This is a genomic window from Roseococcus sp. YIM B11640, from assembly GCF_049727625.1.
GTDB lineage: Bacteria > Pseudomonadota > Alphaproteobacteria > Acetobacterales > Acetobacteraceae > Roseococcus.
This window is the reverse complement of sequence record NZ_JBBJOZ010000004.1, coordinates 402144-415765: the sequence shown is the minus strand read 5'-3', so window position 1 is coordinate 415765 and position 13622 is coordinate 402144. Positions and strand designations below refer to the sequence as shown.

Annotated in this window: 12 protein-coding genes; 4 read left to right on the top strand and 8 right to left on the bottom strand. The window is 68.6% G+C overall.

Going from position 1 to position 13622, the window contains the following annotated elements; genetic code table 11:
• Window positions 1-51: 51 nt before the first annotated feature.
• Both WJM96_RS18440 and WJM96_RS18435 read right to left on the bottom strand, forming a co-directional pair.
• Complete coding sequence (locus WJM96_RS18440; RefSeq protein WP_424814000.1) at window positions 52-969, bottom strand: potassium channel family protein; 918 nt, start codon at window positions 967-969, stop codon at window positions 52-54.
• Complete coding sequence (locus WJM96_RS18435; RefSeq protein ID WP_424813999.1) at window positions 969-1316, bottom strand: RidA family protein; 348 nt, start codon at window positions 1314-1316, stop codon at window positions 969-971. Before WJM96_RS18435 ends, WJM96_RS18440 begins: the two co-directional genes overlap by 1 nt.
• A gap of 322 nt (window positions 1317-1638) precedes the next feature.
• Between WJM96_RS18435 and WJM96_RS18430 the strand changes: the two genes are divergently transcribed.
• Window positions 1639-1875 carry a hypothetical protein gene (locus tag WJM96_RS18430; RefSeq protein WP_424813998.1) on the top strand — a complete coding sequence of 79 codons (237 nt, stop codon included), beginning with the start codon at window positions 1639-1641 and terminating at the stop codon, window positions 1873-1875.
• 26 nt (window positions 1876-1901) lie between these two features.
• Here the strand turns inward: WJM96_RS18430 and dnaE are convergent, their stop codons facing one another.
• The 3 genes from dnaE to WJM96_RS18415 form a co-directional block, all read right to left on the bottom strand.
• Window positions 1902-5327, bottom strand: coding sequence for a DNA polymerase III subunit alpha (dnaE, locus tag WJM96_RS18425; RefSeq protein ID WP_424813997.1), 3426 nt, complete (start codon window positions 5325-5327; stop codon window positions 1902-1904).
• Between the two features lie 118 nt (window positions 5328-5445).
• Window positions 5446-6885 carry an NAD-dependent succinate-semialdehyde dehydrogenase gene (locus WJM96_RS18420; RefSeq protein WP_424813996.1) on the bottom strand — a complete coding sequence of 480 codons (1440 nt, stop codon included), beginning with the start codon at window positions 6883-6885 and terminating at the stop codon, window positions 5446-5448.
• A 67-nt stretch (window positions 6886-6952) separates the two neighbouring features.
• On the bottom strand, window positions 6953-7345 hold the full coding sequence (locus WJM96_RS18415) for a VOC family protein (protein ID WP_424813995.1): 393 nt from the start codon (window positions 7343-7345) through the stop codon (window positions 6953-6955).
• A 104-nt stretch (window positions 7346-7449) separates the two neighbouring features.
• Between WJM96_RS18415 and WJM96_RS18410 the strand changes: the two genes are divergently transcribed.
• The 3 genes from WJM96_RS18410 to WJM96_RS18400 all read left to right on the top strand — a co-directional run bounded on the left by WJM96_RS18410 (window position 7450) and on the right by WJM96_RS18400 (window position 10163).
• Window positions 7450-8256: an arylamine N-acetyltransferase family protein gene (locus WJM96_RS18410; RefSeq protein WP_424813994.1), complete on the top strand. Its 807-nt coding sequence runs from the start codon at window positions 7450-7452 to the stop codon at window positions 8254-8256.
• 64 nt (window positions 8257-8320) lie between these two features.
• Complete coding sequence (locus tag WJM96_RS18405) at window positions 8321-9292, top strand: Bug family tripartite tricarboxylate transporter substrate binding protein (RefSeq protein WP_424813993.1); 972 nt, start codon at window positions 8321-8323, stop codon at window positions 9290-9292.
• Window position 9293: 1 nt separating this feature from the next.
• A complete protein-coding gene (locus tag WJM96_RS18400; RefSeq protein ID WP_424813992.1) occupies window positions 9294-10163 on the top strand; it encodes a DMT family transporter in 870 nt (289 codons plus the stop codon).
• Here WJM96_RS18400 and WJM96_RS18395 read toward each other — a convergent pair.
• From WJM96_RS18395 to proS, 3 genes are read right to left on the bottom strand one after another with little or no spacing between them, the layout of a single operon-like run.
• Window positions 10160-10840, bottom strand: a complete 681-nt coding sequence (locus WJM96_RS18395) for an ABC transporter ATP-binding protein (RefSeq protein WP_424813991.1) — start codon at window positions 10838-10840, stop codon at window positions 10160-10162. The genes WJM96_RS18400 and WJM96_RS18395 overlap by 4 nt on opposite strands.
• On the bottom strand, window positions 10833-12086 hold the full coding sequence (locus WJM96_RS18390; protein ID WP_424813990.1) for a lipoprotein-releasing ABC transporter permease subunit: 1254 nt from the start codon (window positions 12084-12086) through the stop codon (window positions 10833-10835). The genes WJM96_RS18395 and WJM96_RS18390 overlap by 8 nt, the downstream gene beginning before the upstream one ends.
• Window positions 12086-13399 (bottom strand): proline--tRNA ligase, encoded by a 1314-nt coding sequence (proS, locus tag WJM96_RS18385; protein ID WP_424813989.1) that lies wholly within the window; start codon window positions 13397-13399, stop codon window positions 12086-12088. Before proS ends, WJM96_RS18390 begins: the two co-directional genes overlap by 1 nt.
• Window positions 13400-13622 lie beyond the last annotated feature (223 nt).

Here is a 13622-nt window from a genome sequence, read left to right as displayed (position 1 = left end):
CCCCTCCGGTTTCTTCCGGCAATGCGGCGGAATCACGCCAAAGGGATGGTCTTATTTCTCCTGCCTCTCGCCTCCATGGCTCCGCATGATCTCCGCGAAGCCGAAGAGCAGAAGGAGCTGCCCCAGGATGATCTCGGCCGCCGCCAGCAGGCGAATTCCGTCATCGGCCGGCTGGATGTCGCCGTAACCCACCGTGGATAGCGTGGCGATGCTGAAATGCAGCGCCTCCGGGAAAGTCAGCCGCGCGGGCTGGCCCAGATAGACGAAGAGATGCGTCGCGGAGAACCCGTCGCATATCCGGTAGAGCCCGCCAAAGCCCACCGCCAGAAAGGTGAAGAGGCTCACATAGGTCGCGATGGGCACCGCCAGCACCTGCAACCGCCGCCCGACGCGGCGCATGATCGCCGCAATCTCCATCAGCAGCCGGACGATGGGCATGACCGAGCGGGCGCTCACCGCACCGATCCCGGCCATGGCCAGGATCAGGGCGATATTCTGCAGTTCGGGCTCCGACCGGTTCACGGGCAGCGCGAGCGAGAGGGCGCAGATGGCGCTGACCGGCACGACCCAGCCCGCAAGCGGCGGAAAGCGCCGGCTCTCGACATGCCGGAGCTCGTGCGCCGCCGCGGCAAGCGCCCGCCGCCGCAACACGCCCGCGACGACGAAGGAGATCACAGGCAGCAGGAAGCCCACCGTCCGCGCCCATTCCGCCGCGCCCGGAAAGGCCGCGCGGCCGATCACCACGAAGAGGCACACATAGATCGCGAGGCTATTCGCCAGGGCCAGCGCGAAGAGCAGCCCGCGCGGCACGAAGGCCTGCATGACGCCCAGGGCCACGCTCGCGGCGAGGATGGAGGCGATCGCGTCCTTCCACTCCTCGTCCGAGACGCCGAGCGCCACCAGCAGCATGAAGGCGAGCGTCAGCCCGGCCGCCAGCAGCGTCCGCCGGCGGGCCGAGCGCGAGATCATCAGGGCAGCGCCGCGACGCCCGTGATCTCGACCTTCCAGGACGGATCGACCAGCGGGGCCTGGATGGTCATGCGCGCGGGCTTGTTCCGCACGTCGAGCCACGCGTCCCAGGCGCGGTTCATGGCGGGCGCGTCCTGGATGTCGGCCAAGATAATCTGGACCGACAGCAGATACCGCTTGTCGGTGCCGGCCGCTTCGAGCAGGGCGTCGATCTGACGGAGGATATCGGCGGTCTGGCCCTCGGCATCGAGACTGCTGTCATCGGCTACCTGGCCCGCCAGATAGACCAGGCGGCCATGCACGACGGCGCCCGAGAGACGCTCCTCTTGGGCCAATCGCAGGATCATCGGTCCACTTCCCTCCGCAAGACGATGATCGCGCTTAACGCGTCCCGCGCCGGCCGCAAATGGGTGCGCCGCCTTACTATCTTACTATCTTACTTTTGTGCGGCACGAAGACGCAGTGCCATGGCTCCGTCTTGGAACGGAGACGCAATGGCATCTCCGCAGGCAAAGCTATGCCGTAACCGCCTCAAAAGTCAAAGCATTATGGCCTGTTCTTCCGCCATTTCTGTACCTGGCGATCACGAATTGAATCAGCGGGCCCAATTGCTTTGCGCAACGGGCGGGGTGGGCAGACAATGGCCTCTTACAACAGGAGGGCGCGCCCATGCCGGCTGGCCCTAGCTACGTCATCTCCTTCTATTTCCACCGCGAAGGCGACCTGCCGATCCCCAGCGTTCATTGGAGTGGCAGCCTGCGGGATGCCGAGGATTGGGGCCGGGAGCGCCTGGTCTTCCTGGCAGAGCGTCCCAAGCCTATCCGGCGCCCCAACGCATGCCGGGTGCGCAGCTTCCAGGGTGAGTTGATCTCCACCTGGCAGGTCCCCAGCATGGCCCTTCACTAGGATCGCGCGGCGGTCGAGGCGGGGAGCTAGACTTCCTCGACGCCCGAGACGCCGGACAGCAGCTTCATCGCCTGCATGATCCGTGGCGAGACGTTCCAGAGCCCAGGCAAAGTCAGCTCCACCTCTTGCCCCGGCGCCAGGCGCGGGACGAGGCTGACACGTCCCTTGCCGCGTCCGTCGCGCTCCAGGAGCTTGCGTATGTCCGGAACCGCCGTCGCGGTATCGAGGAAGATCCGCATCCCCTGCCCCACACCCGCCGCCGCCTTCTCCAGCGGCTCGACATCCTGGGCCGTGAGGCGCAGCGCCTCGCCGTCCAGCCGCGCCTCCGCCGTTACCAGCACGGCCTGCCCTTCCTCCAGCAGCTCGCGCGAGCGGTTCAGGATCTCGCTGAAGAAGGTCACCTCGTAACTGCCGGTCTGGTCCGAGAGGCTGACCCAGGCCATGCGGCTGCCGGTCTTGGTGTTGCGCTCCTTCTTGGCAGTCACCGTGCCCGCGAGCTTGAGCCGGGTGCTGCCGCCCTTGGCCCGCTCGGCGATCTGGGCCGAGGGGGTGGCACCGAGCCGCCGCAGCGCGCCGCGATACTCGTCCAGCGGATGCGCCGAGAGATGGAAGCCCACCGCTTCGGCCTCGAAGGACAGGCGGTCCAGCGTCGGCCAGTCCGGCGTCTCGGGCAGACGCAGCATGGCGGGGCCCTGCTCCACCTCGCCAAACAGGCCGATTTGATTGCTCGTGCGGTCCTCGGCCGAGGCCTGGGCGCGGCGCAGCACGGTCTCGGCGCCCATCACCATGCGCGCGCGGTTGCCCTCCAGACTGTCGAAGGCGCCGGCCTTGGCGAGGTTCTCCAGCTGCATCTTGTTGAGCAGCCGCGGGTCCACGCGCCCGGCGAAGTCGGCCACGCTCAGGAAGGGCTCTCCCTGGTCGCGGGCGGCGACGAGGTCGCGCATCGCCTGCAGGCCCACACGCTTGATGGCCGAAAGCGCGAAGCGGATGGCCTGCTTCCCGTCGCGCTCCTCGATGCGGAATTCCGCGCCGCTCAGGTTGATGTCCGGCGGCAGCACCTTGATGCCAAGACGCCCGGCCTCCTGCATGTGGGAGGCGAGCTTCTCGGTCTTGTCCATGTCGAGCGTCATGGAGGCGGCGAGGAAGGCCACCGGATGGTTCGCCTTGAGCCAGGCCGTGTGATACGAGACGAGCGCGTAAGCCGCCGCGTGCGACTTGTTGAAGCCGTAATTCGCGAATTCGGCCATCAGGTCGAAGACCTCGCCGGCCGTCTCGGGCGAAATGCCGTTCTTGGTCGCGCCCTCGAGGAAGGTGCCGCGCTGCGCCTCCATCTCCGCCGCGATCTTCTTGCCCATCGCGCGGCGCAGCAGGTCGGCGCCGCCGAGCGAATATCCCGCCATCACCTGCGAGATCTGCATCACCTGCTCCTGGTAGACCATGATGCCGTAGGTCTCGGCCAGGATCTCGTGGATGCAGGGATGCGGGGACTTCCACTCCTCGCCATGCTTGCGCGCGCAATAAGCGGGGATGTTGGCCATAGGGCCCGGGCGGTAGAGCGAGACGGCGGCGATCAGGTCCTCGAAGCGATCGGGGCGCATCATGCGCAGGCAGTCGCGCATGCCCTGGCCTTCGAACTGGAATACGCCCGCCGCGTCGCCGCGCGCCAGCATCTCGTAGGTCTTGGCGTCGTCCAGCGGGACCTTCGAGAGGTCCACATCGATCCCCTGCGCCTTCAGCAGCTTCACCGCGCGCTCCAGCACGGTGAGCGTCTTGAGGCCGAGGAAGTCGAACTTCACCAGGCTCGCCTGCTCGACATACTTCATCGAGTACTGGGTGATGAGCGAGGGCGAGCGCGGGTCGCGGTAGATGGAGGTGATCTCGATCAGGGGCTTGCGGCCGATCACCACGCCCGCCGCATGCGTCGAGGCGTTGCGGTAGAGGCCCTCGACCTGCAGCGCGGTCGAGAGCAGGAGCTGCACGTTCTCGTCCGTGTCGCGCATTTCCTGCAGGCGCGGCTCGCCGGCGATGGCATCCCCGAGCGAGACCGGATTGGCCGGGTTGTTCGGGATCAGGCTCGCGATCTTGTCGACCTGGCCATAGGGCATGCCCAGCACACGCCCCACGTCGCGCACCGCCGCCTTGGCCTGCAGCTTGCCGAAGGTGATGATCTGCGCGACCCGCTCGGCGCCGTATTCGCGGCGGACGTAGTCGATCACCTCGTCGCGGCGGTCCTGGCAGAAGTCGATGTCGAAGTCCGGCATCGAGACGCGCTCGGGATTGAGGAAGCGCTCGAACAGCAGCCCGAAGCGCAGCGGATCGAGATCGGTGATGGAGAGCGCCCAGGCGGCGACGGAGCCGGCGCCCGAGCCGCGGCCCGGACCCACCGGGATGTCGTGCTGCTTCGCCCATTGGATGAAGTCGGCGACGATGAGGAAGTAGCCGGAGAAGCCCATCTTGTCGATGACGCCGAGCTCGTACTCCAGGCGCTCCGCATGCTCCTTCGGCACGCCCTCGGGGAAGCGCTTGGCCAGGCCCTCGCGCGCCATGACGGCAACGGTCTCGGTCTCGGTGCTGCCTGGCAGGACCTTGGGGCAGATGGGCAGCTCGGGCTTCTTGCTCTCGGCCATCACCGTGCACATGCGCGCGATGGCGAGCGTGTTGTCGCAGGCCTCCGGCAGGTCCGCGAAGAGGGCGCGCATCTGGGCGGCGGGCTTGAACCAGTGATGCTCGGTGACGCGGCGGCGGTCGGCCTCCGCCACCAGGCGGCCTTCGGCGATGCAGAGCAGCGCGTCGTGCGCGAGGTGCATCTCGGGCTTGGCGAAATAGACGTCGTTGGTCGCGACGATGGGCAGCGCGGCATCGTCCGCGAGGCGGAGCAGGCCAGGCTCCAGCGCCTTCTGCCGCTCCGTGTCGTGGCGCATCAGCTCGACGGCGAGGCGGTCCGGGAAGGCCTCGCGGAGTTCCGCCAGGAAGCGGGCGGCCTGGGCGCCCTTGCCCTCGGCCAGCAGGCGCGAGAGCGGGCCGCCGTCGCCGCCGGTCATGAGGAAGATGCCGGGCGCGTGGTCGAGCAGCTGGCGCATGGTCAGCGCCGGCCGGCCCGAGTTGTCGTCGTTCAGCCAGCCCTGCGACGAGAGGCGCTGGAGGTTGTCCCAGCCCTGGGCGTCCATGGCCAGCGCGGTGACGATATCGGCGCCCGCGCGCAGGGCATCCGGCCGGTCCTCACCAGAGGCGGCGCGGGATAGCCAGAGCTGGCAGCCCATGATGGGCTGCACGCCCTTGCCCGAGGCCGTCTGCGCGAATTCGAGGGCGCCGAAGAGGTTGGCGGTGTCGGTGAGGGCCACGGCGGGCATGCCGGCGCCGACCGCGAGATCCACGAGCTTGCCGAGCTTGATGGCGCCTTCGGAGAGCGAGTAGCTCGAATGGGTGTGAAGGTGGATGAAGGACTCGGGCATCCGACCATCTTATCAGCGCCCGCCGGCCGGATCATCGCGAACCAGCGCGAAGCAGCCCCTCAAACAAAAGGCGCCCGGTGCCTTGCACCGGACGCCCTTCACCCAGTCGCGGCCGGGATTAGAGCCCGAACTGGCTCACGAACTTCGTGTTCAGATAGGCCTCGATCGCCTCGGACCCACCCTCGGTGCCGTAGCCGCTGTCGCGGACGCCGCCGAAGGGAACCTCGGGCAGCGCCAGGCCGAGGTGGTTGATCGTCATCATGCCGACCTCCACGCCCGCCGCGAGCTGCTGCGCCGTCTTGCCGCTGCTGGTGAAGGCGTAGCTGGCCAGGCCGAAGGGCAGCCGGTTCGCCTCGCCGATCACCTCGTCCAGCGACTTGAAGGAGCGCATGAGGGCGACGGGGCCGAAGGGCTCCTCGTTCATCGCGCGCATGTCGGTGGTGGCGCCGGTCACGACCGTGGGCTCGAAGAAGTAGCCCTTGTTGCCGATGCGGTTGCCGCCGGTGGCGATCTCCGCGCCCTTCTGCTTGGCATCGGCGATCAGCGACTCCATCACGGGCACGCGGCGCTCATTGGCCATCGGGCCCATGGCGACGCCCGCCTCCATGCCGTCGCCGACCTTCACGGTCTTGGCGTGCGCCACGAAGCTGGAGACGAACTGGTCGTACACCTTCTCCTGCACCAGGAAGCGCGTGGGGCTCACGCAGACCTGGCCGGCGTTGCGGAACTTCGCCATCGCCAGCGTCTTGGCCGCGGCCTCGACATCGGCATCCTCGAAGACCATCGCCGGCGCATGGCCGCCGAGCTCCATGGTGACGCGCTTCATGTGCTGGCCGGCCATGGCCGACAGCATCTTGCCCACGGGGGTCGAGCCCGTGAACGTCACCTTGCGGATCGTCGGATGCGCGATGAGGTAGGAGCTGATCTCGCTCGGCACGCCGTAGACGAGGCCGATGACGTCGCCCGGCACGCCCGCGTCGAGGAAGCACTTGATGAGCTCGGCCGGGGAGGCCGGCGTCTCCTCAGGCGCCTTCACGATGATCGAGCAGCCCGCCGCCAGCGCGGCCGAGAGCTTGCGGACGACCTGGTTGATCGGGAAGTTCCACGGCGTGAAGGCCGCGACGGGGCCGACCGGCTCCTTGATCGCCAGCTGGTAGATGCCCTCGCCGCGGGCCGGGATCACCTGGCCGTAGGTGCGGCGCGATTCCTCGGCGAACCACTCGATGATGTCGGCGCCCGCGAGCGTCTCCATCTTCGCCTGGTCGAGGGGCTTGCCCTGCTCCAGCGTCATCAGCGGCGCGATCTCGTCCGCGCGGGCGCGCAGCAGGTCGGCAGCCTTGCGCATGATCTTCGAGCGGTCATAGGGCGCGACCTTGCGCCACTTGGCGAAGCCGCGCTCCGCAGCCTCCAGCGCCGCGTCGAGGTCCTTGATCGAGGCATGGGCGACCGTGCCGATCACCTCCTCGCTGGCGGGGTTCAGCACGTCGATGCGCTTGCCGCCATCGGCATCGCGCCACTCGCCGGCGATATGGAGCTGGACGTTCGGATACTTGGCCATGTGCGGGTCTCTCCGTTTTCTTTGGCGGAAGGTGGCTCAGGCTGAGATGAGTTGCAATGCGCTCTCATCAACCCTCGGCCGGATCGTGGCAGCAGATGCATAGCTTGTTGCCGTCCGGGTCGCGGAAATAGGCCCCGTAATAGTGGGGGTGGTACTGCGGGCGCAGGCCGGGGCCGCCCTCATCCGTGCCGCCCGCGGCCATGGCCAGGGCGTGGCAGCGGTCGACTGTCCGGCGGTCGGGGGACAGCAGCGCCAGCATGGTGCCGTTACCGGGATCCGGGGCCGCGCCATCGAAGGGTCGGCCCAGGATGAAGAGCGGCCGGGGCACGCCGGGCGTCATCCAGCCGGCCCAGCTCTCGTCGCGGAATTTCGGAACCAGGCCGAGGGCGGCGAGGATGGGCCCATGGAAGGCGATGGCGCGGCCGAGGTCGGAGACGCCGAGATGGATGTGCGAGATCATCCGCGAGACCATACGCGACAGACGCGACCGTTCCACCCGAGACACGAACCCGCGCCATCCTCTATTGCGCCGCTCCTGCCTCAACCGGCCCACAGAGACACGACATGCCGCAGCCCCTCGACCTCGACGCCTATCTGGCCCGCATCGGCTACGACGGCCCGCGCACCGCGACCTATGAGACGCTGGCCGGGGTCCTCGCGGCCCATATCGCCCGCATTCCCTTCGAGAGCTTCGACGTGCTCCTGGGCCGCCCCATCCGGCTCGACCCCGAAGGGCTGCAGGCCAAGATGATCGACGCCCGGCGCGGCGGCTACTGCTTCGAGCACGCCAGCCTGATGCACGCCGCGCTCCAGGCACTGGGCTTCTTTCCCATCCGCCACGCCTCCCGCGTGCTGGTCTTCGAGCCGCGGCACGAGAGCGGCCGCCAGCACATGTTCCTCACCGTCGCGGTGAAGGGCGTCACCTATGTGGTGGATCCGGGCTTCGGCCCCTTCGCCTGCCCCGCCCCCATTCCGCTCGACGGGACGCCGGTACCGGCGGGCGCGCCCACCCACCGCATGGCACGCGAGGGCCGGGATTGGATCCTCTACATCCCTCGGGACGGCGGGGAGATCCCCGGCTGGGCCTCCGACCTCGACGAGGAGAACCCCGTCGATTTCGAGATGATGAACCACTACATCGCGACCCATCCCGGCTCCTTCTTCGCGCACAACATCCTGGCCAGCGCCGTCGTGCCGGAGGGGCGCGTGAACATCATGAACCAGGGCCTCAACGTCATCCGCGGCGGCTCGGCCGAGGGTTCGGAACTCGCGGACCGCAAGGCGCTGCGCTTGGTGGTGGCCCAGCATTTCGGCTTCGACCTGCCGGAGCTGGAAACGATGCGCGTGGACGGCGTGGCAGGCTGGCATTAGGCGCAACTGGCCGCTTCCTCCCCGCAGGTCTAACGTCCGGACCTGGAATGAACGGGAGGCTGCCTTGCCCACACGCCGTGCCGCGCTAGGCGCGCTGCTCGCCACGCCCGCCCTGCGCCCCGCGCTGGCGCAGGAAGCGGGCGACTTTCCCAACCGCCCGGTCCGCGTGGTGCTGCCTTATGCGGCGGGCGGCCAGGCCGACACGATCGCGCGCATCATGCAGCCGCGCATGTCGGAGTTCCTGGGCCAGCCGGTGGTGATCGAGAACCGCTCGGGCGCGGGCGGCTCCATCGGCGCGGGCGTGGTCGCGGGTGCCGTGCCCGATGGCTACACCATGCTCTTCGACGCCGCGGCCTTCCTGATCGTGCCGCTGGCCGTCCGCGGCCTCACCTTCGACTACGAGACGGCCTTCGCGCCCGTGGGCGTGGTGGCGGAGCAGCCTTATGTGCTCGGCGTCGCACCCGAGCTCGGCGTGGCGGACCTGCCCGCGCTCATCGCCAAGCTGCGCGGGGCGCGCGAGCCCCTGCCCTACGGCACGCCAGGCATCGGCAGCATCGGCCATCTGGCGGGCGCGCTGCTGGCCAAGCGCGCGAATATTCCGCTGGAGCACGTCGCCTATCGCGGCGGGGCCGACGTCTCGCGCGACATGATGGCCGGCACGCTGCAAGCCGGCATCCTCAGCTACAACTCGCTGGCGCCGGTGCTGCACAACAACAAGGCGCGGGCCATCGCGGTGACGAGCGGCATCCGGCGCGGCGACAGGAGCATCCCGACCATCGCCGAAGCCGGCTTTCCCGGCTTCGACGTGACCAGCTGGACCGGCGTTTTCACCCGCGCCGGCACGCCGCCCGCCGTGATCCGAAAGCTGGCCGCCGCCTGCAATCACGCGACCATCGACCCCACGGTGCGCGAGCGCATGGCGACCATCGGCAGTGACGCGGCGGAGGCCGACCCCGATAGCTTCGGCCCGCGCCTGACGGCCGAGCGCGAGGTGGTGAAAAGCATCGTGCGTGAGGCGAATATCGTCTTCCAATAGGATGGGCGGGCGCAGCGCCGGGCTGCTGCTGCTGGTCGTGACCACGGCCGGCTGGGCGCTGAACTGGCCCGGCATGAAGATCCTGCTGCGGGAATGGCCGCCGCTGGCCTCGCGCGGCGTGGCGGGCGTGGTGGCCGGGCTCATCCTGGCGGCGCTGGCCTGGCGCGCGGGGGAGAAGCTGTCGGTACCTCGCGAGGCGGTGCCTCGCCTGCTCTTCGCGACCTTCACCAATGTCGTCGCCTGGATGGGCTTCGGCACGCTCTGCATGGTGTGGCTGCGCGTCTCGGAGGGTGCGCTGCTGATCTACAGCATGGCGCTCTGGGCCACGCTGCTGGCCTGGCCGCTGCTCGGCACGCCGCCGACGCTGCGCCAGGGCGCGGCGCTGGTGCTGGGCTTCGGCGGGATCGGCGTGTTGCTGGGCGGCGACGGCTTCTCCCTGGGCGCCGAGAAGCTGCCCGGCATCCTCTTCGCGCTCGGCGCGGCGGTGTTCTTCGCGCTGGGCGCGGTGCTGAACCGCAAGCCGCTGCCCATCTCGCCCATGACTTCCGCGGCCTGGCAGGTGGGCCTGGGCTGCCTGCCCATGCTGGCCTGGGGCTTCCTGGTGGAGCGGCCGAGCTGGGGCGACCTGACGCCCGCCGGCTGGGGCGTGCTGATCTACATGACGCTGGTGCCCATGGGCCTTTGCTACGTCACCTGGTTCGAAACGCTGCGCCGCCTGCCGCCGCAGACGGCCGCGACAGGGACGCTGCTGGTGCCGCTGTTCGGCGTGATCTCGGCGGCGGTGTGGATCGGCGAGCCGCTGGGATGGCGGGAGGCCGTGGCGATGGCGCTGGTATTGGGCGGAGTGACGCTGGCGCTGAGGAAGGCCTAGGCCGCGACCACCCCGCCCTCACGCAACGTCACGGTGCGGTCCATCCGCGCCGCCAGTGCCGGATTATGCGTGGCGATCAGCGCCGCCAGGTTCCGCTCCCGCGCCTCGCGCAGCAGCTCCTCGAAGACCAGCTCGGCCGTGGCGACGTCCAGGTTGCCCGTCGGCTCGTCCGCCAGCAGGACCTTCGGCGCGTTGGCCAGCGCGCGTGCGATGGCCACGCGCTGCTGCTCGCCCCCCGACAGCTTGCCCGGCCGGTGATCGAGCCGCCCCGAAAGCCCGAACTGCCCCAGGATGGCGGCCGCCCGATCCCGCGCCGCGGGGCGCGAGACACCGGCCGCCAACTGCGGCAGCACCACATTCTCCAGCGCCGTGAATTCCGGCAGCAGGTGATGGAACTGGTAGACGAACCCGATCGTGTTGCGGCGGATGGCCGTCCGCGCGTCGTCGGAGAGGGTGCCGGCGGCCTGGCCGTCAACGAAGACCTCGCCGCCGTCCGGCCGCTCCAGCAGCCCGGCCACATGCAGCAGCGTGGACTTGCCCGTGCCCGAGGGCGCGACGAGCGCGACGATCTCACCCGGGCGCAGCACGAGGTCGGCGCTCTTCAGCACCTCCAGCGTCGCGGCCTCGGTCTTGTAGCGGCGCTGGACGCCGCGCAGCTCCAGCGGCGCACTACTCATTGCGAAGCATCTCCACAGGGTCGGTCTTGGCCGCCCGCCAGCTGGGATAGATCGTCGCCAGCAGCGCGAGCGAGAGCGCCAGCACCACCACCTGCGTCACCTCGTGCCAGTCCAGCACCGCGGGAAGCTGGGTCAGGAAGTAGATCTCCGCGTTGAAGAGGTCCGTGCCGCTCAGCATCTGGATGAACTGGCGGATGCTCTCGATGTTCCAGCAGAAGAGCACGCCCACGATGAAGCCCGCGAGCGTCCCCGTCACGCCGATCCAGGCGCCGCACATCAGGAAGATGCGCATGATGGCGCCGCGCGTGGCGCCCATCGTCCGCAGCACCGCGATGTCGCGTCCCTTGTCCTTCACCAGCATGATCAGCGAGGAGATGATGTTGAAGGCGGCGACGATGATGATCAGCGTCAGGATCAGGAACATCACGTTCCGTTCCACCTGCACCGCCGCGAAGAAGCTGCTGTTGGAATCCTGCCAGTCCACGATTCGCACCGGGCGGTTGCCGATGGCGCGGCGGATCTCGTTGTTCACCAGCCTGACGCGCGTGGGATCCTGCACGAAGACCTCGACCTGCGTCGCCGCATCGCCAGTCTGGAAGTAGATCTGCGCGGCGGGCAGCGGCATGAAGACGTAGCTGCTGTCGTACTCGTTCAGCCCGACCTCGAAGAGTGCGACCACGGTATAGGAGCGCAGGCGCGGCACCGTGCCGATCACCGTCGCGCGGCCCTGCGGGCTGATCAGCGTGATCTTGTCGCCGATGCCGAGGCCCAGCCGGTAGGCCAGCCGGGTGCCGATGGCCACCGCGTCCTCGCCGTCGAAATCCGAGAGCGAACCCGCGCGGATATTGTTCGCAATGATCGACTTCGCGCGCAGATCCTCGGGCCGAATGCCGCGCGCGAGGCCGCCGGTGGCGCTGTTGCCCTGCCCCGTCAGCAGCACCTGGCCCTCGACGATGGGCGTCGCGCTCACCACGCCGGGCAGGCCCCGGATGGCGTCCGCGACGGCGTCGAATTCGCGCAGGTTGCCGCGCTCGGCCGAATAGACGCCGAGATGGCCGTTGAGGCCAAGGATGCGGCCCAGCAGCTCCTGCCGGAACCCGCCCATCACCGACATCACGATGATGAGCGTCGCCACGCCCAGCATGATGCCGACGAGCGAGAAAGTGCCGATGACCGCCGTGAAGCGGTCGCTCTTGCGCGACATGAGGTAGCGCGCGGCCACCGCCCGCTCGAAGGCTCCGAACATCAGGCGCGCAACTTGGCCAGCGCGTCTTCGAGCGAGAGCTCCTCGCGCTCGCCTGTCGCGCGGCGCTTCAGCTCCACCTTGCCCGCGGCCGCGCCGCGCGGCCCGACGATGGCCTGCCAGGGCATGCCCATCAGGTCGGCATCGGCGAACTTCACGCCCGCGCGCTCGCCGCGGTCGTCATAGACGGCGTCGTCCGGAAAGGCGGCGTGCAGCTTCTCGCAAAGCGCGTCGCAGGCGGCGTCTCCCACCTTGAGGTTGAGGATGGAGAGCTTCCAGGGCGCCACCGCATCCGGCCACTTGATTCCGTTCTCGTCGTGGTTCGCCTCGATCAGCGCAGCCACGAGGCGCGAGACGCCGATGCCGTAGCTGCCCATCTGCGGCACCACCGTATTGCCGTCCGGCCCGGCGACGGAGAGGCCCATCGGCTCCGAATACTTGGTGCCGAAATGGAAGATGTGCCCGACCTCGATGCCCTTGCCCTCTCGCTGGCTGGCGGCCGGGACGGCGGCCCAGGCGGCCTCGTCGTGCATCTCGTCGGTCGCCGCGTACATGGAGGTGACCTGCTCGAAGAAGCTATTCAGCGCCTCCACGTCGTCGTAGCCGACTTCCGTGCCGGCCCAGTCGAATTCGTCGAACTTCGTGTCGTAGAAGACCGTGCTCTCGCCCGTCTCGGCCAGGATGATGAACTCGTGGCTGAGCTTGCCGCCGATCGGGCCGGTGTCGGCGCGCATCGGCACGGCCTTCAGCCCCAGCCGCTGGAAGGTGCGGAGGTAGGCCAGGAACATCTGCCGGTAGGAGTGCTCCGAGGCCTCCTTCGTCAGGTCGAAGGAATAGCCGTCCTTCATCAGGAACTCGCGCCCGCGCATGACGCCGAAGCGGGGACGGACCTCGTCCCGGAACTTCCACTGGATGTGGTAGAGGTTGCGCGGCAGGTCGCGGTAGCTGGTGGCGTAGCTGCGGAAGATGTCGGTGATCATCTCCTCGTTGGTCGGGCCGTAGAGCATCTCGCGCTCATGGCGGTCCGTGATGCGCAGCATCTCCTTGCCGTAGTCCTCGTAGCGGCCGGACTGGCGCCAGAGCTCGGCCGACTGGATCGTGGGCATCAGGACTTCCTGGGCGCCCGCGCGGTTCTGCTCCTCGCGCACGATCTGCGTGACCTTCTGCAGGACGCGCCAGCCCGCCGGGAGCCAGGCGTAGATGCCGGCGGAGGTCTGCCGGATCAGGCCCGCGCGCAGCATCAGCCGATGGGAGACGATCTGCGCCTCGGCGGGCGTTTCCTTGAGCGTGGGCAGGAAGGCACGGGTCAGACGCAAGGCCAGGATTCCTCAGGCGATCGATAGGGCGCGGGAAACTAACCGAGTTTCTCCCCTGCCGATACGCCCAGCCGCGGCACGTAATATTGCTGCGCCGCACCATGCGGAAGCCTTAAGAAAATGTCTTGCAAAGGGGTCTGGGTTCCGCCAAAGAAAAGAAAGGGCCACCCCCCGTAAGAGGGAGCGGCCCAAGTTTAGGGAGGAAACGCCAGTCACACGGCAG